This window comes from Micromonospora sp. NPDC005367, from assembly GCF_040606825.1.
Taxonomy (GTDB): Bacteria; Actinomycetota; Actinomycetes; order Mycobacteriales; family Micromonosporaceae; genus Micromonospora.
Window position 1 is genome coordinate 1 of record NZ_JBEXFP010000069.1, and the last position, 20,185, is coordinate 20,185.

The following is a 20,185-nucleotide window of genomic DNA, read 5'->3' on the forward strand; positions in this document are numbered from 1 at the left end:
CCCGTGCCGCCGAGCGGATCGTCTCGTCGGCACGGGCCCGGGGTTCCCGCGCGGCGTGGCGGCCACCGCCACCTCGACGACGGTGACCGCCACGGCCGACACCGGCCAACCGGCCGGCTCACCCAGGTTCGCGGGTCACACCAGCGCGTCGTCGTACGCCCGCACGCGCAGGCGCTGCCCGGCGCCGGCGGCGAGGCGCACCTGGAGCCCGAGCGGCGCCGCCGCCCGGCGAACCGTGTCGACGTGCAGCGAACCGTGCCGGTCCACGATGAGCACCGGGGGCTCCTCGCGCTCCCCCTCCGGCTGGTGGAACGAGAGCAGCGTGACCGAGGTGGGCAGGTAGGCGGCGTACGCGGCGCGGGCGGCCGCCTCGTCGCGGTGCGCGAGCAGGACGAAGTCGGGAAGGTGGGCGAAGTCGGCGGCGAGCCGGTCGGCCTTCCAGTGCGCGGGCTCCTCGTCGACGCCGGTCAGGTGGCGGGAACGGTTCGCCGAGGTGATCACGAGGTGGTCCACTCCCGCCTCGGACGCCGCCCGTTCGATGAAGGCGTTCGACGGGCAGAGCGCCCCGGGCGCGATCACCTGCGTGGTGCGTACCCCGCGGTCGTGCTGCGTGAGATGGTCCGGCAGCCGGTCGACGGCCGGGCCCCGGAACCCGAACGGGCCAGCACCGTAGAGGATCTCCATCAGCGCGCGTACCCGCCGCTCCGGCAACCGGGGTGAGATCCGCGACCAGTTGAACATGGACGGTATCCGGTACGCGGCCACCGTGATGCTGCCGATCTGGTCCGCCGGCCGTCCCTTGGCCAGGTTGAGCCGGCGTACGCTCTCCGACTCCGGCCGGGCAACGAGCGCGTAGAAGTTCGCGAAGGCCACCGCGACGACCGCGCCGTCGGCGAGTGCGCGGGCCGCGAACGCCACGTCGGCGGGGCGGTCGATGTACCGGGTCGGGGTCCGGGTGTCCATGGCTCCTCCTCGGCGAGCGCCGTGAGGCCAGTTCTACGTGCGCCGTGGTGGGTGGCGCGGAGATCGGTCCTCGATCCGATAGTGACCACGACCGAACCGGTGCGACCGGTCGATGCGACCTCGTACCACCGGCCTACCCACCGCTAGCCGGACGGCCCGGGAGGTGCCGCCGATCGGCGGTGCCGTTAGCCGATCTGCGCGGCTGGGTACAACCGCTGCACCTCACACATACCACAACCCCCTCGGGAGGCACGCCATGCGTGGTACGTCGATACTCGGAGTCCTGGTCGTGATCTGGCTGATCATCGGCGCGATCGCCGCCGGCCAGCGCGGCTACTACAGCGGCGAGGACACCAACTGCGCGGAGGCGGGCACCATCCTGGTCACGATCGTGGCCGGCCCACTGAACTACATCGGCGCCAACCCGAAGGTCGACTGCGAACTGCCGGTGCCGTCCAAGTAGGACAGCCGGCCGTGCCGGTACGCGCCGGCGCCCGGCCGGTGGAGCGGAGACGTGCCGGCGTCACGTTCGGTCGGGGCGCGCCGGCCTCGCATGCGACGCCCCCTTGCGCACGGCCGGGCGCACCCGGTGCGCCCGTGGCGGTCGTCGAGACCGTCGCGAGCGTCCGAGTGCGCCCTGTCGTACGCCGATCGCCGTCAACGGAAGCAGTTGGTAACCGGTGTGGTGCTACCCACGCAGTTGGTCTGCTCATTGCCGGTGATGACGCTCTCGTCGTCGACGCGGACCTGCGCCCGCTCAATGAAGAGACCGCCCGGCTGCCCGGTCGCGTTGTTGCCGACGACCTTGCTGGTGTAGATGGACACCTGGCCGGCGGTGCCGTAGATTCCCCCGCCCTTCGAGGTGGCACCGGCCGCCTCGTTGTCGGCGACGTCGCTGCCACGCACGAGCAGGTTGGACTTCTCGGCGTAGATGCCACCGCCGTGGCCGTGGGTCGTGTTGCCGGCCACCACGCTGTCGTCCAGCGGGAGCAGGCCCTGCGTCGTGGAGATGCCACCGCCGTTGACGGTGGAGGTGTTGTCCCGGATCGTCATCCCACGCAGCACGATCACCGCGTCGGAGTTGGCGATGCCGCCACCGATCTTGGCGGAGTTGCCGAGCACCTCGGTGTCGAGGACCTTGGTGCGGGCCGAGAAGCTGGCGATGCCGCCACCCTGCGTCGCGCTGTTCTGGGCGAACGTCGTGCCCTCGACGTCCGCCGCGCCACGGAAGTTGCCCAGGCCGCCGCCGTACGCGTTGGCGCTGTTGCGGTGGAACTCCGAGTCACGCAGCGTCAGCACACCACCGTTGAGCAGACCCCCGCCCTTGCCCTCGGCGCCGGCCGCGCTGTTGCCGACGAACCGGATGTCGGAGGCCACGAGGTTGCCGTCGTTGAAGATGCCACCGCCGCCGCCGTCCTTTGACAGCGACGTGTTGCTGGTGACGGTGACGCGCTCGACGACGGCGGTCGCGCCGTGCACGATGTGGATGGCGCCACCCTCGACCTTGGAGCGCCCGTTGCGCAGCTCGACATCGCGCAGGAACAGCTCCCCACCGTCGCGGACGGTGAAGAAGCGGAACTCCTCGGCCTGCTTGTCACGCTCGATGATCGCTCCGGCCCCGTCGATGATGATCGGTTGGTAGATCACCGGCAGGCCCGCCTTGTCGTCCGCCAGGTTGGGTGGTGGAGCCTCCGCGTCGCCGGGAGTCTCGGCCACGTCGCCCGGAGTCTGAGCACCGGCACCCGGGCTCTCGACCGCGGCACCCGGGCTCTCGACCACACCACTCGGACTCTCGACCGCGGCACCCGGGCTCTCGACCACACCACTCGGACTCTCGACCACACCACTCGGACTCTCGACCACACCACTCGGACTCTCGACCGCGGCACCCGGGCTCTCGACCACACCACTCGGACTCTCGACCGCAGGGGCCGGACTCTCCGCCGCAGGGGCCGGACTCTCCGCCACGGCAGCCGGGCTCTGCGCCGCCGCACCCGGGGTCTCGGTCGCACCGCCCGCGTTCTCGGCCGCGTCGGCCGTGTCCCGCGCGTCCTGGATTCCGCCGTCGTAGTCGTCGGTCTGCGCGAACGCCTGGGTCAGCGTGTACGTGCACTTCGGCGCGAGCCGCAGCGACCCGCCACCCTCCGCGTTGGCCTGCACGAGCGCCGCCACGAGCTTCTCCGCGTCGCAGGGCACCTTCACCACCGGATGACTTCCCGTTCCGGGGCGGTCGTCAATCCGGCCGTCCTGGCGGCCCGTGCGATCACTCGACGGCTCCCGCTTCTCCGGGTCCGCCGCCTTTCGACCCGTGTCATCGCCGCGCAGTACGCCCGCGACCGGAACCGCGTCGAGGACGGGGGTTTCTCGGTCACTGGCCATCGCGGCGACGCCACTGGCGCCCACCGCACCTACGACCAGGCTGCCCGCGAGCAGCCCTCCGGTCACTAACCATCGGGGCCGCCGGCCGGGTCGTACCGCCCGCCGGCTCCCTCCGTACGTCGACATCTCTTCTGCCTTCCTGGCTGCCTGACCTAGCCGCGCCGAACCGGGCGCGGGGTGAGCGACGTGCCGTCAATCACCTAAAACCACATTACGGACGCAATACGGACAGCCGGCTCCGAACGTGAATAATTGTGTCATTCATCTTTTAGTCGGTCCCTGAGGGCCACATCGGTGACCCCGAGTGGTCCGCTCAGCCGCCGACGTGGATACCGGGACGTCGGGCCGGGTCAGGCTCGCTACGCCGAATGATCTCCCGGACCACCGGCGGAGTGTCGCCGCGTCCAAGGATCAGGTAGCGCAACAGGTGGCCGATGGGGCTCCCCTCCGACCACTCGAAGTGGGCGTGCGGCCGGACGCCGGTGACGTCCCGCAGCGCCAGCAGGATCGCGGCGATCGCGTTCGGAGCCGCCGGGCTGCTGGCCCGCAGCACCCGGAACCCCCCGACCTCCACCCCGTGCACCCGCAGCACGTGGCTGAACTCCGAGGGGTCGATGACGTCGATCTCGAGGAAGAGCACGTCCGCGGCGCCGGGCACCGGATTCATCGCCCGCTGGGCCCGTTCCTTCAGGGTGTACTCCTTCAGCGCGCCAGCCTTGCGCTTGTTGGCGATCAGATGCAGCCGCCCGTCGTGTGCCACCGACTGGGCGATGAACCTGCGGGCCGCGTCGTCGAACTCGATGCGCTCCGCCCGCAGCTCGGTCGTCCGCGTCACCCGGGAGATCAGTGACACCACGATGATGGCGAGGATGAACAGGCTGGAGATGGCGATCCCGTCCGGATGCTCGATGATGTTGTCGCTCAGCGCGTACAGCAGCACCAGGGTGAGCACCGTGAAGCCGGCGGCGGCGACGCGCCGCCGCCGGCGGAGCACGGCGATGGTCACCGCTGTCGCGCCGGAGACCATCATGGCCAGGATCCCGGTGGCGTACGCGCCGGCCTGGGCTTCGACGTCGGCCTCGAAGGCGAGCGTGATCGCGACGCTGACCAGCGTGTAGACCAGGACCACCGGGCGCACCGCCCGCGCCCACTCCGGTGCCATGCCGTATGACGGCAAATAGCGCGGCACGATGTTGATCAGACCGGCCATCGCCGAGGCGCCCGCGAACCACAGGATGAGCACACTGCTGATGTCGTACACCGTGCCGAAGACCTCGCCCAGCTGGGCGTGGGCGAGGAAGGCCAGCGCCCGGCCGTTCGCCGGACCGCCGGCCCGGAACGCCTCCGGCGGGATGAGCACCGTGGTGACGAACGTGGTCAGCAGCAGGTAGACCGACATGATCGACGCGGCGGCGGTGAGCAGCCGTTTCGTGTTTCGGATCCGCGCCGCCAGCCGGGCCTCCGGGTCCGCTCCCCGGCCGGACACCAGCGGCATCATGCTCACGCCGGTCTCGAAGCCCGAGAGCCCCAGCACCAGCAGGGGAAAGGCGAGCACGGTGGTCAGCACCATGTCGCCCGGGCCGCCGACGCCGGAGGTCAGCGCGTCGCCCCAGTCCGCGAGAACGCCCGGGTCGTCGACGATCCGGGCCATCGAGTCCGCCACGATCACCGCGTTGAGCACCAGGAAGACGACGACCAGCGGGATGGCCACCGCCACCGCCTCCCGAAACCCGAGCAGGAACACCCCACCGAGGACGAGCAGCAGCACCGCGGTGACCGTGACGGCCACCCCTCTGCCCTGGAGCCCCTCCGGCAGGTACGGGTTCTCCAGCAGGTGCACGGTCGCGTCGGCCGCGGACAACGTGATCGTGATGATCCACGAGGTCGCCACGAAGCCGAGCAGGACCAGCACGAAGATCTTGCCGCGCCAGAAGGGCAGCAACCGCTCGAGCATCGCCACCGAGCCCTGCCCGTGCGGACTCTCCCGAGCCACCCGCCGATACATCGGCAGCATCCCGAACAGGGTCAGCGCGACGATCAGCAGCGTCGCGAGCGGCGAGAGCGCGCCCGCCGCGACCGCCGCGATGGCCGGCAGGTAGGACAACGTGGAGAAATAGTCGACGCCGGTCAGGCACATCACCTGCCACCAGGGATGCGTGCGGCTCTGCCCCTCCACCGCCTCCGGACCGACCGGCTGCACCCGGTGCCGGAACAGCCACCGGTGCAGACGGCCGGGCGGCGCTGCGGGGCGCGACGGGCTGGCCACCCGCTCCGGAACGGTCACCCGGCGGCCACTGGGCTCCGGGCGGTTCGGATCGCGAGCGGCCCGCAACTCCGGCCCGGGCCCGGTCGACTGTCGGCGTCCGTGCGCCCGTCGCGGTCTCCCCCCGTGCTCCTCAGCCATGTGCCCCGTCCCGCAACTCGCCGCTCCTGACCCGACCGTAGGGGCTACGCCGGCCCTCACCCGGCGGAAACGGGGAAGCGGCTCAGCGGCTCGCGCCGTCCAGCAGGCCGGCCAGGGCGTCCGGGTCGGCGACGGTGATCGTCACCGCCGGGTGACGCAGCCACCGCCCGGGGGCCAGCGCCGGGACGGGGGTACGGAAGCGGACGCAGAGCCCCGCCGCCGTGCTGCTGCCGAAGGTGGCGCCCGCGTCGGCCAGCGACAGGTGCGCGCCGATCACCCGCCACCAGCGGTACGGCCCGCCGCGCTCCACCCCGGTCACGTTCTCCCGAGCCGTGGTCAACCGCCAGGGCCCGAAGCGGACGACCAGCCGCCCGTCGTCGTCCACCTCCGCCCACGCGGTCCCGGGCCGGACGCCGAACAGCGCCAGCACCGGGCGGAACGCCGGATCGAAACGGAACGGGAAGCGGCGGCTCATCGCGTACCGCCGTTGGGACACGGGGTGGGGCCACCTGGACGCGGCGGCCCGGGGCGCGCGGGGCGGGGCCTGGCGGTCGGCCGGCGCCGGATCGGCAGGTTCATGGTGCGGGCGTACCCGGTGCCGGGCGACCGACACCCCGAACGCCGGAGGCCGGGCATGCTCAGGCCAGCAGTGCCCGTTCCCAGAGCGGCCCATGAGCCGCCAGGTACCGCGTGGTCTCCTGCCAGTACGCCCCGTCCTCGGTCCAGATCCGGGCCCACGGCTGACGCCCGTCGCGGGCGCCTCGCCGGAGCAACTCGACCATCGCCGCGGCCCGCCGCGGCAGCATCGCCGTCAGGTCGGGTCGTTCGGCCTCCGGCAGTCCGTACCCGTCGGCCAGCGTGCGTAGCCGGCGGGCCGACTCGCTCGCCGGCCGGTCGGCCCGCATGCCGGCCATGCTCTGCGCCGCGTACGCCAGCTCCCAGAGGCGGGAGCCCGGGCCGGCACCGTCCCAGTCGATCAGCACCCACCCCCGCTGGGAGCGGACCAGGTTCCACGGCGCGGCGTCGTGGTGGCAGACCAGTTCCTCGCGGTCCGGCGCGATGGCGGGCTGCCATCGCGCGCCGGGCGGCGGCACGAAGGTCGCGGTGGCCCGGTGCAGATCGCCCAGGAGCGCGCCGACACCGGCGAGTTCCCCGAGCGGGTACGTGCCGTCCACCGGGCCGCACTCGCCCGGGACGTACTCCAGCACCTGCCTGCCCTGTTCGTCGCGGCCGAGCGGGCGCGGCGCACCGGTGAAGCCGACGTCGTGCAGATGCCGCAGCAGCGCGTCCACCGCATCGGTCCACGGACCGGCGGGGCGGCGGACGGTGTCGCCGACGCGTACCAGCCCTCGGGTGACGTTTCCGGTCAGCGGCTGCTCGTGGGTGGTCACGGGAGCATCCTGCCGACCGGGCGGCGGCAGGGCGCCGCCGGTCCCCCCGAACCGGCGGCGCTTCCCCCGCGCCCCTCTCGATGACACGCCCCCGCGTTCCGCCCCCCGGACGGAACGCGGGGACCCCCCGTCCCGGCTACTGCAGGAACGCCCCCAGGGGCGAGAGCAGCAGCCGACCGAGCGCCGCGGCCGTCGAATCCAGCCGGCTGCGCTCACACTCATGGGCGGCCGGGTCGTGCCGGCACTGCCAGATCTTCTGCGCGTTGCGCCAGGCGACGTCGCGGGTGTACTCGACCAGCTCCCCCTGGTACCAGTCGTCGATGTCGCCGTTGAGCATGTCGATGAGCAGCTGCCACCGCTCCAGGTAGCCCCGGCGCAGCTGGGGGATCTTCTCCGCGAAGATGTTGTTGATCTCGAGGTAGTCGCGGTGCTGGTCGCTGCCGTCCACCGGCTCGGACTCGAGGTGGTCGAACGTCGTGACCAGGGCGAACGGCAGGTCGAAGTTGATGTGGGCGTTCACCCCGGCGGCCGCCGAGGGCAACGGACGGGCGTCCGGCCCGTGCATCCGCGCGAAGAGGCAGGCCCACGCCTTCGGCGTGCCCGCGCTGGAGTCGGTCCAGAGCCGCATCGCGTCGAAGTAGCGGGCCGCGAACTCCACGTCGAGCCGGGACAGGAAGACCGGATCCACGAACCGGTCGTCGTAGAGCCCGTCGAGCACGGTGGTGGTGATGGTCAGGTAGAGCTTGTTGAAGTCGGCCAGCGGGCAGCTGTCCAGCAGCGGAGGCATCCGGACCAGCAGGTCCTGGAGTTTCGTGAGGTGGTCGACCACCGCCGGCACGTCGGCCGGGTGATCGGCGAGCAGGTCGACGATGTCCCGGTGCACGGGCCCCCAGACCGGTTCCGACATCTCTCCTCCACAGTGGTGCATCCCCGCGCGCCGATCGCGACGGGGCACAGCCTTTCAGCCGGCGCTGTCCGCCGGATCAGTAGAACGACGTATAAGGCGCGGTCAGCGCCGGGCGGGTCAGCCGCGCCCGTTACGTAGGTAGATCGCGCTGGCCTGGACCCGGGTGCGGACCTGGAGCTTGTCGAAGATGTGCGACACGTGCACCCCGATGGTCCGCTCGCTGATGAACAGCCGCTGGCCGATCTCCTTGTTCGTGAGTCCCTCGGCCACCGCGGCGAGCACCTCGCGCTCGCGGGCGGTGAGCGTCGCCAACTCGTCGCCGCCCGCCGCGTCCGTCGCCCCGTCCCGTCCCGCGGCCGGCTCCCGCTCGTCCAGGGTCACCCGGGCACGGGTCGCCAGCGTCCTGATCTCCGAGGTCATCGGCACCGCGCCGAGGCCCTGGGCCGTCCGGTACGCCTCGCGCAGCAGCTTGCCGGCGGTCGCCACCCGGCTGCGCCGGGCCAGCAGCGCCTCCGCCTGCCGCAGCCGCGAGTACGCCGCCGGGTAAGGGTGGTTTCGCCGGTCCCATTCGGCCACCGACCGGGCCCACAGCTCCGGGTCGTTGCCGTCGAGCCGGCTCACCTCCGCGTCACAGAGCGCCAGGAACCCGTCGACCACGTCACGCACCGGCCGGGCGGCCTTCTCACTCTTACGGGCGACCCGGTCGGCCACGTCGCGCAGCCGCCGTACCGCCGTCCGGTCCACCGGGACGGTGCGGCCTGCGTGCGCCTCGGCCTCGGCGCGCAGCCCGTGCCAGACCAGCGCGGCGAGGATCGCCACGTCGTCGGAGCGGCTCTCGGTCAACCCGCGCTGCACCGCCTGCCGGGCGAGATCGTGCCGCCCCTGCCACATGGCGAGCCCGGCCCGCAGGGTCAGCAGCGGGATCACGTGCCGGGCGCCGCCGCCGGCGAGCACCGTGGCCACGGCGTCGAGATCCCGGTCGGCGGCCTCGATGTCGCCGTAGCCGACCGAGAGCCGGCACCGAGCCAGCAGCAGCTCGACGGCGTCGGCGCCGGACGGGCGGTGCCGCAGCGCCGCCGCGACGACCTTCTCCGCCTCCGCCCACTGCCCCACCCGGAACAGCCCGTTGGTGGCGATGGCCAGCAGCCGGGTCTCGTAGGTGCGGCCGAGGCCCAGCTCGGCGACCCGCTCGGCACCGCGGCGGGCCACCACCACCCCCTCCTCGAGGATGTTCAGCGGGCCGGTGAGCAACTCGGCCAGGTGCAGGTACGCGCAGGCCACGTCGTCCGGGCGGCCCGTTTGCTCGGCGATCTCCAGCGCCCGCCGCACCACCGCGAGGCCGGCGTCCGGGTCCTCCAGGTACGCCTCGCTGAAGCCCAGCGCGGCGCTCGCGAGCACCACCTCGGAGGTGGCGCCGTCCACCACCGCGGTCAGCTCCAGCGCCTCCCGGGCCCGCCGCCCCGCGTCGGCGTACCGGCCCAGGTGCAGCAGCAACTCGGCCAGGTGGGCGGCCGCGGTGGCGCGTTCCCGGGGCGTGCAGTCGTGGGCTTCCAACGCCCGCCGGTACTCGGCCTCGGCCGGCGCGGACCGTCCGGCCGCGGCGAGGTAGCGGGCCCGGCGGATGTGCAGCGCGCAGCTGGACATGGTGCCCGCGCCGGCCAGTTCCTCCAGCAGGGTCAGCGCCCGGGCGTGCTCGCCACAGTGGTGGGCCGCCTCGGCGGCGTGCCCCAGCAGGTCGGCCCGGCCCACCGTACGCACGCCGACGGCCGGGGCGTCGGCCAGTTGCAGGGCGGCCGACCAGTGCCGGTGCGCCTCCGCGTAGCCGTGCAGACGTTCCGCCTCGCGGGCGGCGGCGACCGCCGCCGGCAGCGCGCGGGCGGGCTCGCCGGCCAACCGCCAGTGGTGCGCCAGCCGGGCCTGGTGCAGTTCGGCCTCCGCCGAGGTCAGCGCCTCGGCGTAGCGGCGGTGCAGCGCGGAACGCTCCGCCGGCAGCAGCTCGTCCTCCAGCACCTCGGCCACCAGCCGGTGCCGTAGCCGGTAGCCGTCGTCCGCGCTGACGAGCAGCCGATGCGCGACGGTCGCCCGGACGGCCTCGATCAGTTCCTGTTCGGGCAGCCGTACCACCTGCGCCAGCAGCCAGTGCTGCACCGGCTCCACGCCGGCGGCGACGGCGTGGACCACGGCGTGCGCGGGCTGGGGCAGCGCGTCGACGCGGGCCAGGAAGATCTCCCGCAAGGTGTCGGAGAGACCGTCGCGCCCGTCGCGCAGGTCCCGGGCCAGCTCCTCGATGACGAACGGGTTGCCACCGCTGCGCTGCCACACCTGATCGGCCGACTCGGCGCCGAGCGGGCGACCGACCACCGCGGCGGCGAGCTGCTCGGTGGCGCCCCGGTCGAGCGGGGCGAGGTCCAGCACCCGGACCGAGCGCAGCCGGCGCAGCTCGGTGAGGACCCGGCGCAGCGGGTGCGCGCCCTGCAACGACTCGGCCCGGATGGCCGCGAGCACCGACAGCTGGAGGTCACCGAGACCGGCGAGCAGGTAGAGCAGGAGCTGCCGGGTGCTCCGGTCGACCCACTGGAGGTCGTCCAGCACCAGCACCAGCGGCCGGCCCTCCGCGATCAGGTGCAGCCCGCGGGAAACCCGCTCCAGCAGCGCGCCCGCGCCGTCGGGACCGGCGGTCTCCTCGGCGAACATCTGCAGCAGCGCCCGGACCGCCATGGAGGTGCGGGTGTGCGAGGTGGACAGTTCGGCGTCGAAGCGGCGCAGCGCCTGCAACAGCGGGTGCAGCGGTGAGGCGTCGCCGATGTCCAGGCATGACCCGGTGAGCACCAGGGCGCCGGCGTCGCGCAGCTGCGCACCGACCTCGCGCAGCAGCCGCGTCTTGCCCACACCGCTCTCGCCGGTGAGGAAGGCGGCCGCGGTGTGCCCCTGCGCCACGTCGTCGAGCAGGGCCGACCGGACCGACTTCAGCAGGTCGGCCCGGCCGATGAGCGGTGCAGTGTCCACATCGCTGGCCATGGCACGCAGCCTAGTCACAGGCCCCCGCACCGTTCTACGGCCGTTTGCCCCATGTGGTACTCCTCGCGTCGACAATGCGACCGAAGGTTGCGGCGGTCGACATACGTCGTCCTACCGATGCCCCGTCGGCCGGGGAGTGCGAGTCTCCTGAGGTCGCGCGCCGCCAACCGGGGAAGGGCAGGTGGAAGGCCATGTCGACGTTCGCCGCCGCCGCGTCGCCGGTCCCGTCGCCGCGCTGGCCGGTGCCGGAGGAGAGACGGACGGTGACCGTGCTGTTCGTCGACATCGTCGGGTCGACCGCGCTGGTGGACCGGCTGGACCCGGAGGACGTACGGGCGATGCAGCGGGCGTACTTCGACACCGTGTCGAGGGTGTTGCGTCGCTGGAACGGGATGGTGGAGAAGTACGTCGGCGACGCGGTCATGGCGTTGTTCGGCGCCCGCGAGTCGGACGGGTTCGACGCGTACCGGGCCGTCCGGGCCGGACTGGACATCCAGCGGGCGCTGGACCGGCAACCACTGACCGGCGACGTCGTGCTGCAGGTACGGGTCGGGGTGGCCACGGGCGAAGCAGTGGTGGAACTGCCCGCCGTCCGCGACGGAGGGCACGGCGTGGCCAGCGGCGCGGTCATCACCACCGCCGCGCGGTTGCAGGCGTACGCGCCACCGGGCGCGGTCGTCTGCTGCCCAGCCACCCAGCGGGCCACCGCCGGGTTGGTGAGGCAACGGCAGCTCACCCCGGTCACGGTGCCCGGCCGGACGCCCGCCCTGGGAATCTGGCAGGTGGTGGCGCCGACCGGGCAGCCCGCCGCGCGGCACGACGGACCGCTCGTCGGCCGGCGGCGGGAACTGACCACCGCCGGGGAGCGCATCATCCGCGCGATACGCGAGGGCAGCCCGCAGTGGGTGTCGGTGACCGGCCCGTCCGGCAGCGGCCGCAGCCGGCTGCTGTACGAGCTGACCCGGGCGGTCGACGTGGTCGACGGGGCGCCGGTGCGTTGGTGCGTGGCGTCCTGCCCGCCGCATCCGCACGAGTCGCTGGCCCCGGTGGCCAATCTGCTGCGCGGCCTGGTCGCGTTGGACCCGGCGGACCCGCCGTCGGCGGTCCGCGCGCGATTGACCGGCGCACTGACCGGGTTGCTTCCACCCAGCCGGCTGGCGACGGCGGTGCCCGCGCTGGAACGGCTGCTCGCCGCGCCGGACGCCACCGCCGGCACGGCCGCGGCGTGGTTCCACGAGGTGCTGCTGCGCCTGGCCGCCCGGGGACCGCTCGTGGTCGGGATCGACGACCTGGACCGGGCCGCCCCGGCGGTCGACCGGTTCCTGCACGCCCTGTTCACCGCGGCCGCCGCCCGGGCGCTGCCACTGGCCGTGGTGACGCTGCACGGCACCCACCGGTCCGAAGGGCTGCCCGTGGCGGCGGGCCGGCGCTGCCGCGTACCGCTGCGCCCACTCGCCCCGGTGCAGACCGGCCGGCTGCTCCGGCAGCTGCTGGTCCGCTCCGGCCAGCCGGTGAGCCGGGCGGGCCGGCTGCTCCCGCTGGTCGGTGACACACCCGGGCACGCGGCCGCGTACGTCCGCTCGCTCGCCGACGGCGCGGACCCGGCGGCACCGCCGTTGCCGGAGGCGCTGGTTCGCGCGATCGGGGCCGAGGTCGACCGGCTGGACGGAACGCGGCGGGCGGCGCTGATGGCCGGGGCCACCCTGCCCGACGGGTTCACCGCCGACGCCGTGGAACGGCTGCTCGGCTGGACGCCCAAGCAGGCCCGGGCCACGCTGGCCGCGCTGCTGGCCGCCGATCTCCTGATCGCCCTCACCGGGGGCCGGTACGCACTGGCCACGCCGGTGCTGCGCCGGGTGGCCGCCGGGCGGTTGCCCCGCCGGCTCCGGGCCGCCTTCGCGTCGCGCGCCGCCGAACGGGTGGGATCGGAGGTGCCGGTTCAGGTCGTCCGGGACGCCGGGTCGGCACCGCGCCGGGCCGCCGCCCGGTCCGAGGCGCAGTCCGCACGCCCCGGCCGGGACGGCCAACCGTCGACGGCGGCGTTCCCGGTCAACCCGGCGTCGGCACCGCGATCGGACGGCACGGCCCGACGACGGGACTTCCGCACGCAAGATCATCCAGAGCGGCCCGCCGGCGATCGTCGGTCCCCGGTCGAGCGTCCGGGCAGCGCCGACCTGCCCGCCTGGCACCCGCCGACACCCACGTCTCGAGAGGTCCGGCCGGGCCGCTGGCCGGATCGGGCGGACCCGGCGGTGGAGGCGTCGCACGTCCATCCCGACCCGGCCGCCCCGTCCGGCGACTCCCCACCCGTCACGGCCGGGACCGCCGCCGCGTGAGCAGCCGGCGGCCGGTGCCGCTGAGGCGGTGTTCGGTCGACCGAACACCGCTCCGGGCGGATTCAGGCCGGCGCGGACGGAAGGCCGGCGCGGACGGAAGGCCGGCGCGGACGGAAGGTCGGCTCAGGCCGGCGCCGAGGGAAGGCCGGCCGGACCGGGTGCTGGCTGCGAGGATCGGTGGCCGGCGAGGAAGGCCAGAACCCGGTCCCAGGTGGCCTCGGCGGCGGCCGTGTCGTGGTCGGGCACGTCCGGATCGGTGAAGAGGTGCCCGACGCCCGGGTAGCGGAACATCTCGAGCTGCGCCCCGGCGGCGGTCATCGCCGCACGCCACTCGTCGACCTCCTCGGGCGGCTCGTACCTGTCCGGTTCGGCGAGGTGCAGCTGCACCGGCAGGCCCGGCCGGACCGCCGCCGGCGAGCCGCCGGTGCCGTGCAGGAGCAGCAGCCCGGCCGTGGCCGGACGCTCCGCGAGCAGGGCCCCGGCCACCCCGGCGCCCATCGAGAAGCCGGCCAGCACCGTGTCCGGCGGCAGCTGTGCGACGGCCTCGGCGGCTCGGCCGAGCACGACGTCGTGGCCGATCTCCGCCAGCAGGGCGAAGCCCTCCTCGACGTCGTCCGCGGCCGGGACGCCGTAGAGGTCGGGTGTGGACACCTGTTGTCCGGCGGCACGCAGCCGCTCGGCGGCCGCCAGGACCGCCGGGCGCAGTCCGTGGACGGAGTGGAAGAGCACGACATGTCCCATCGGGTCATCCTGCCGCGCCCGGAGGGCCGCACCGGGCAGCCCGCGCCGGACCACGGGACCGGGCCGCGCAGGATCGCTGTCGGCAACGCCCCGCGGCCGGCGGGTCAGCGGCCGGGTGTCGCGCCGTCGGCGGCGGGCGACGGTTGGTCGACGAGCGTGCGGCTGCGCCCCCGGAACTCGGCGATCACCGCGCCGTCGTCCCGGGTGACGGTGACGTCGTAGATGCCGCTGCGGCCGTAGCGGGTGCGCTCGGTGGCGTACGCGGTCAGCAGGTCGCCCACGCGTGCCGGCCGGACGAAGGTGATCTCCCCACCGGCCGCCACGGTCGCCGGACCCCAGCTGTTGCAGGCCAACGCGAAGGCGGTGTCCGCCAGCAGGAAGACGAAACCGCCGTGGGCGATGGCGTGCCCGTTGATCATCGCCTCGGTCACCCGCATCCGGGCCACCGCCGCCCCGTCGGCCGCCTCGACCAGCTCGACGCCGAGCCCACGGGAGGCCGGATCGGCGTCGAACATGTCGTACGCGGCGTTGCGCTCGTTTCCCACGTCAGCCCGCCCGCCGCTGGTCGATGATGCGCCGCATCTTCCCCATGGAACGCTCCACCCCGTCCGGTGCGATCACCTCGACCGCCACGCTCACCCCGATGGTGTTCTTCACCAGGTCCGCCAGGGCTACGCCGGCCCGCTCGGCGGCGTCGCCGGCCACCCCGGACCGGCGCTCCACCTTCACGGTCAGCGTGTCCATCCGCCCCTGCCGGGCGAGTACGCACTGGAAGTGCGGGGACAGCTCGGGCGTACGCAGGATCAACTCCTCGACCTGGGTCGGGAAGATGTTCACCCCACGCACGATCATCATGTCGTCGGTGCGTCCGGTGATCTTCTCGATCCGGCGCATCGGCCGGGCGGTGCCCGGCAGCAGCCGGGTCAGGTCACGGGTGCGGTACCGGACGACCGGCATCGCCTCCTTGGTCAACGAGGTGAGCACGAGCTCGCCCCGCTCGCCGTCGGACAGCACCTCGCCGGTCACCGGGTCGATGATCTCCGGGTAGAAGTGGTCCTCCCACAGGTGCAGCCCGTCCTTGGTCTCGACGCACTCGTTGGCCACGCCGGGGCCCATCACCTCGGAGAGCCCGTAGATGTCCACGGCGTGCAGGTCGAGCAGCTGCTCCATCTCCCGGCGCATGTCCTCGGTCCACGGCTCCGCGCCGAAGATGCCGACCTGCAACGAGGTGGCGCGTGGGTCGATCCCCTGCCGGCGCATCTCGTCGAGGATGGCCAGCATGTAGCTGGGCGTGACCATGATGATCTCCGGCTGGAAGTCGCGGATCAGCATCACCTGGCGCTCGGTCATCCCGCCGGAGACCGGGATGACGGTGCAGCCCAGCTCCTCGGCCCCGTAGTGCGCGCCCAGGCCGCCGGTGAACAGGCCGTAGCCGTAGGCGACGTGCACCCGGTCGCCCGGACGGCCGCCGGAGGCGCGGATCGACCGCGCCATGAGCCGGGCCCAGGTCTTCAGGTCGTCGCGGGTGTAGCCGACCACGGTCGGCCGGCCGGTCGTGCCGGACGAGGCGTGCAGCCGGGCGATCCGCTCGCGGGGCACGGCGAACATGCCGAACGGGTAGTTCTCCCGCAGCTCGGCCTTGCCGGTGAACGGGAACCGGGCCAGATCGGCCAGGTCGCGGCAGTCGTCGGGGTGCACATCGGCGGCCTCGAAGGCCCGCCGGTAGTGCGGCACGTTGTCGTACGCGTGCCGCAGCGACCAGCGCAGCCGTTCGAGCTGCAACGCCCGCAGTTCGTCCACACCGGCGCGTTCGATCGGCTCCAGGTCCTGGGGGCGAGGGGTGCGGTCCTGCATCGTTCCTCCTGCGCGACGACGGTGGCGCGACCGGCGTCCGCGTCACCGTCCACGCCGGCACCGGCCCTCCCGGGCGTTCGCGCCGGCGCCCGGATGGATTCCGCGTCCGCCGATGGCGGAAACCGTACGCCGACTCCGGCCGTCCGCGACCGTCGGGTGCCCGGCCCTCGGGTTCCCCGGGCACCTCGTCCTGCCCGGGGGTGCCGGTCCCGTCACACGGTCAGCAGGGTCTTGCCGACAGCCGACCGGTCCTCGATCGCCCGGTGCGCGCCCGCTGCCTGGTGCAGCGGGAACGTCTGGCCGATCAGTGGCCGGAGCCGGCCCGCCGCGGCGGCGTCCAGCGCGGCTCGCAGGTACCGGCGTCGACGCTCGGGGTCGAACTGCACGTCCGCGATGCTCAGGACGTTGATGCTGCGGCCGCGGGCGATGTCGGCGTCGGGCACCGCGAACGCGCCGGCCGGGGTGCCGTGCGCGGAGAACCGACCGCCGGGACGCAGCAGGTCGAACGCGGCCCGCCCATATCCGCCGCCGGCGCCGTCGAGGACTACGTCCAGGCCGCCGGTCGCGGCCCGGACGAGGCCGGTCCAGCCCGGCTCGGCGTAGTCCACCGCGAGGTCCGCTCCGAGTCGGTACGCGGCCGCGCGCTTGGCCGCGCCCCGGGCGGCAGCGACGACGTAGCCGCCGGCCGCACGTGCCTGTTGCACCAGCAGGGCGCCGAGCCCACCGGCGGCGGCCGTGATCAGCACCCGGTCGTCGGCGCGTACCGGCACCAGGTCGAGCAGTCCCATCGCGGTCACGCCGTCGTGCAGCAACGCGGCGGCGTCGGGCAGGGAGACCTCGTCCGGAACCGGCAGTACACCGTCGACGGGCACCACGGCCCGTTCCAGGTAGCCGCCGCGTTCGTCGGTGCGGGTGACGACGCGCCGGCCGATCCAGGCGGGGTCGACGCCCTCGCCCACCGCGCCCACGATCCCGGCCACTCCCACGCCCGGCCGGTACGGCGGTACGACCGGGAAGTGGTCGCCGCCCGCGCCGCGACGGATGGCCGTCTCCACCCAGAGCACGTCGGCGACGGACACCTCGACCAGCACCTCACCGGGCCGGGGTGCCGGCTCCGGCGCCTCGGTCACCGTCAACACCTCCGGCCCGCCGAACGCAGCCACCTCGATCACCCGCATGCGGCCCTCCCCCACGCTCGTCGTTACGACCAGCCTGGACGGTGAAGTGGGGTTGAGGTCAAGTGGTCACGTTCGCCGGATCGCACACGACGGGTCAGCGGGGCGCCGGCAGGCGGTGCAGGGCGTCGACCAGGGGGGCGAGTTCCGGGATCTGCTCGGCCTCGGCCAGTGCGCTCGCGAGTACCCGGTCGTGGGTCGGCCGGGCCTCGGCGAGCAGCTCGGAGCCGGCCGGGGTGAGCTCGGTGTAGATGCCGCGCCGGTCGTCCGGGCAGAGCCAGCGGGTCAGCAGGCCGCGTTCCTCCAGGCGGGTGACCAGCCGGGTGGTGGCGCTGCCGGAGAGCGCGGCGGCACGTGCCAGCTGGCGCATCCGCATGTGCCAGCCGTCCTGCCGGGAGAGGGCGTCGAGCACGGTGTACTCGACCACCGAGAGCTCGTGGTCGGTCTGCAACGCCCGTTCCAGGGCGGTCTCGATGTGTCCGTGCAGAGCGGCGAGAACGCGCCAACCCTGCGCGCGGATCTCGACCGCGTCGTCGCCGATGCCCATGCCGCTTCCCTTCGGTGGTGCGGGCCACCGGAAGGCTAGCACGCTTGCGCCGGTATAGCGCGTGTGCAACTATCTCGTTGTCTACGCGTGTAGTTGCACACGCTTGCCATCTTTCCCTCCTCGCCTGACCGGAAGGGCTCATGTCCGCACGTTCCCAGTCCCTGCCCGCCGGCCTGATCGCGCTGGCCATCGGCGCCTTCGGCATCGGGCTCACCGAGTTCGTGATCATGGGCTTGCTGCCCGAGGTGGCCGCGGACTTCGCCGTTACCGAGCCGGTCGCCGGCTGGCTGATCTCCGGTTACGCGTTGAGCGTCGCCATCGGCGGGGTCGCCCTGACCGCCGCCGTCACCCGGCTGCCCCGCAAGCAGGTGCTGCTCGGCCTGATGGTGCTGTTCATCGTGGGCAACCTGCTCTCGGCCGTGGCCGGCAGCTACTCGATGATGATGGTCGGCCGGGTCGTCGCCGCACTCTGCCACGGCGCCTTCTTCGGCATCGGCGCGGTGGTCGCCGCCGGGCTCGTCGCCCCCGCCCGCCGGGCCGGCGCCATCGCGATGATGTTCGCCGGGCTCACCATCGCCAACGTGCTCGGCGTACCGTTCGGCACCCTGCTCGGTCAGCACCTGGGCTGGCGCTCGACGTTCTGGGCGATCACCGCCATCGGTGTCGTCGCGTTGATCGGCCTGGTCCTGCTCGTCCCGGGGCGGGCGGCCGGGTCGGCCGACGTCCCGACCGGCGGGCTCCGCGGCGAGTTGCGCGCCTTCACCCACCCGCAGGTCTGGCTCTCGTTGGTGATCACCGTTTTGGGCTTCGGCGGAATGTTCGGCGCTTTCACCTACATCGCCTACACCCTCACCGACGTGAGCGGCTTCGCGTCCAGCTCGGTCCCGTGGCTGCTGGTGCTCTTCGGGCTGGGCCTGTTCGCCGGCAACCTGCTCGCCGGCCGGGCGGCGGACGTCTCGCTGTCGCGGACCCTGGTCGTCGTCCTCACCGCGCTCACCGTGGTGCTGGCCGCGTTCGCCCTGACGGCCGACAGCAAGGCGCTGACCGTCGTCGCTCTGCTGCTGATGGGCGGTTTCGGCTTCGCGACCGTTCCGCCACTGCAGATGCGGATCATGCGGTACGCGCAGCAGGCGCCGACGCTGGCCTCCGGGGCGAACATCGCCGCCTTCAACGTCGGCAACGCGCTCGGCGCCTGGGTCGGCGGACTGACCATCGCCGCCGGGCTCGGCTATACCTCGCCGATCTGGGCGGGTGCCGCGCTCACCCTGGCCGGCCTGGCGGTGCTGCTCTTCTCGCTGCGACTGGCCGCCCGGCGGCCGGAACGGTCGACCACGGAGGAGCTGCGGGAACCGGTCTGCGCGGCGTGACGGCTCGGCCGGCGCCGAGGCGAGCCGAAACCCCGCCGCCGGCCGGCACGCCCCGCCGGGTCAGGACGGAACGACCCGACGGGTGATCATCGCTCCCACATCATCCTCTGTTGCAAAGTATTGGCAACAAGGTCTGGACAGCGGCCGCGCGACGTAACTAGCCTCATGGGGCATGAGCCCTTACATCAGTGACGCCCCGGCCTGGCAGGAGAGCTGGGACCGGCAGCAGGAGGCGTACCTGCCGGACCGCGAGCACCGGTTCACCGCGATGCTCGACGCGGTCGACGCCGTCACCGACGGCGTACCCCCACGCGTACTCGACCTCGCCGGCGGCACCGGCACCATCTCGCTGCGGACGCTGGCCCGCTTTCCCGACGCCGAGGTCACCGTGCTCGACCTCGACCCCGCGCTGCTGGCCATCGCCGAGGCCTCGCTGGCCGGGCGGGCCACCGTGGTCACCGCCGATCTGGGTCACGCCGACTGGGTGTCCGCCCTCCCCCACCGGGCGTACGACGCGGTGCTCACCGCCACCGCCCTGCACTGGCTGCCGGCCGACCGGCTAACCCGGCTCTACGCCGAGATCCGCGAAGTGCTCCGGCCGGACGGGATATTCGTCAACGCCGACCACATGCCCGACGACACCCTGCCGGAGCTCACCAAACGGCTCGCCGCCCGGGCGCACGCGCGCCGCGCCGCGCGGTACGCCGCGGGTGCGGCCCTCTCCTGGTCCCAGTGGTGGGAGCGGGCGGGCGCGGACCCGGTCCTCGCCCCGTTGGTCGAACGCCGGCACGCCATCTACCCCGCCGGTCACAGCTCTGAGTGGACGCCGCCCGTCTCGTGGCACCTGGCGGCGCTCACCGACGCCGGCTACACCGAGGTGGGCACCCTCTGGCGCGGTGGCGCGGACGCCGCCGTCGTCGCCCTCCGCTGACCCCGCGCACCCGCCCGGGCGTATCCTGAAGCTCGGTGATCTTGCAGGCCCGGCGGGCGGCGTCGTGAGACGGGGCCGGGTCATCGCGTCTCGCGCGGCGAACACCTCCGGCACCCCCACCGTGGCATCACCGGCGGGCTGCGCCGACGCGCAGGCAGGCGGACGTGTCCGG

At 73.5% G+C, this 20,185-nt stretch carries 16 protein-coding genes; 4 read left to right on the plus strand and 12 right to left on the minus strand.

The genetic code is table 11. The features are described from left to right. Positions 1-135 precede the first annotated feature (135 nt). Positions 136-963, minus strand: a complete 828-nt coding sequence (locus ABZS42_RS29970) for a hypothetical protein (RefSeq protein WP_355150988.1) — start codon at positions 961-963, stop codon at positions 136-138. 256 nt (positions 964-1,219) lie between these two features. Here ABZS42_RS29970 and ABZS42_RS29975 point away from each other — a divergent pair, with 256 nt between their 5' ends. Next, positions 1,220-1,426 (plus strand): hypothetical protein, encoded by a 207-nt coding sequence (locus ABZS42_RS29975; protein WP_355150990.1) that lies wholly within the window; start codon positions 1,220-1,222, stop codon positions 1,424-1,426. Between the two features lie 194 nt (positions 1,427-1,620). Here ABZS42_RS29975 and ABZS42_RS29980 read toward each other — a convergent pair whose 3' ends face one another. The 6 genes from ABZS42_RS29980 to ABZS42_RS30005 form a co-directional block, all read right to left on the minus strand. Continuing rightward, positions 1,621-3,342 carry a hypothetical protein gene (locus tag ABZS42_RS29980; RefSeq protein WP_355150992.1) on the minus strand — a complete coding sequence of 574 codons (1,722 nt, stop codon included), beginning with the start codon at positions 3,340-3,342 and terminating at the stop codon, positions 1,621-1,623. 313 nt (positions 3,343-3,655) lie between these two features. Continuing rightward, positions 3,656-5,746 carry an amino acid transporter gene (locus ABZS42_RS29985; protein ID WP_355150994.1) on the minus strand — a complete coding sequence of 697 codons (2,091 nt, stop codon included), beginning with the start codon at positions 5,744-5,746 and terminating at the stop codon, positions 3,656-3,658. An 82-nt stretch (positions 5,747-5,828) separates the two neighbouring features. Beyond that, positions 5,829-6,242, minus strand: coding sequence for a hypothetical protein (locus ABZS42_RS29990; RefSeq protein ID WP_355150996.1), 414 nt, complete (start codon positions 6,240-6,242; stop codon positions 5,829-5,831). A 142-nt stretch (positions 6,243-6,384) separates the two neighbouring features. Next, entirely contained in the window at positions 6,385-7,137 is a 753-nt protein-coding gene (locus ABZS42_RS29995; protein WP_355150998.1) for a phosphotransferase, read from the minus strand. Between the two features lie 136 nt (positions 7,138-7,273). Then, positions 7,274-8,044 carry a DUF5995 family protein gene (locus tag ABZS42_RS30000; protein ID WP_355151000.1) on the minus strand — a complete coding sequence of 257 codons (771 nt, stop codon included), beginning with the start codon at positions 8,042-8,044 and terminating at the stop codon, positions 7,274-7,276. 117 nt (positions 8,045-8,161) lie between these two features. Continuing rightward, positions 8,162-11,062: an AAA family ATPase gene (locus ABZS42_RS30005; RefSeq protein ID WP_355151002.1), complete on the minus strand. Its 2,901-nt coding sequence runs from the start codon at positions 11,060-11,062 to the stop codon at positions 8,162-8,164. A gap of 191 nt (positions 11,063-11,253) precedes the next feature. Here ABZS42_RS30005 and ABZS42_RS30010 point away from each other — a divergent pair, with 191 nt between their 5' ends. Beyond that, positions 11,254-13,398, plus strand: a complete 2,145-nt coding sequence (locus ABZS42_RS30010) for an adenylate/guanylate cyclase domain-containing protein (protein WP_355151004.1) — start codon at positions 11,254-11,256, stop codon at positions 13,396-13,398. 123 nt (positions 13,399-13,521) lie between these two features. Here ABZS42_RS30010 and ABZS42_RS30015 read toward each other — a convergent pair whose 3' ends face one another. From ABZS42_RS30015 to ABZS42_RS30035, 5 genes are all read right to left on the minus strand, one after another. Beyond that, positions 13,522-14,139, minus strand: coding sequence for a dienelactone hydrolase family protein (locus ABZS42_RS30015; RefSeq protein WP_355151006.1), 618 nt, complete (start codon positions 14,137-14,139; stop codon positions 13,522-13,524). 104 nt (positions 14,140-14,243) lie between these two features. Continuing rightward, positions 14,244-14,654 carry a hydroxyphenylacetyl-CoA thioesterase PaaI gene (gene paaI, locus ABZS42_RS30020; protein ID WP_355151042.1) on the minus strand — a complete coding sequence of 137 codons (411 nt, stop codon included), beginning with the start codon at positions 14,652-14,654 and terminating at the stop codon, positions 14,244-14,246. A 31-nt stretch (positions 14,655-14,685) separates the two neighbouring features. Further along, positions 14,686-15,993: a phenylacetate--CoA ligase PaaK gene (gene paaK / locus ABZS42_RS30025; RefSeq protein ID WP_355151008.1), complete on the minus strand. Its 1,308-nt coding sequence runs from the start codon at positions 15,991-15,993 to the stop codon at positions 14,686-14,688. Positions 15,994-16,205: 212 nt separating this feature from the next. Next, positions 16,206-17,171 (minus strand): zinc-binding dehydrogenase, encoded by a 966-nt coding sequence (locus ABZS42_RS30030; protein ID WP_355151010.1) that lies wholly within the window; start codon positions 17,169-17,171, stop codon positions 16,206-16,208. A gap of 94 nt (positions 17,172-17,265) precedes the next feature. Continuing rightward, positions 17,266-17,715: a MarR family transcriptional regulator gene (locus ABZS42_RS30035; RefSeq protein WP_355151012.1), complete on the minus strand. Its 450-nt coding sequence runs from the start codon at positions 17,713-17,715 to the stop codon at positions 17,266-17,268. A gap of 140 nt (positions 17,716-17,855) precedes the next feature. Between ABZS42_RS30035 and ABZS42_RS30040 the strand changes: the two genes are divergently transcribed. Further along, on the plus strand, positions 17,856-19,082 hold the full coding sequence (locus ABZS42_RS30040; RefSeq protein ID WP_355151014.1) for an MFS transporter: 1,227 nt from the start codon (positions 17,856-17,858) through the stop codon (positions 19,080-19,082). A 172-nt stretch (positions 19,083-19,254) separates the two neighbouring features. Beyond that, positions 19,255-20,013 carry a class I SAM-dependent methyltransferase gene (locus ABZS42_RS30045; protein ID WP_355151016.1) on the plus strand — a complete coding sequence of 253 codons (759 nt, stop codon included), beginning with the start codon at positions 19,255-19,257 and terminating at the stop codon, positions 20,011-20,013. Positions 20,014-20,185 lie beyond the last annotated feature (172 nt).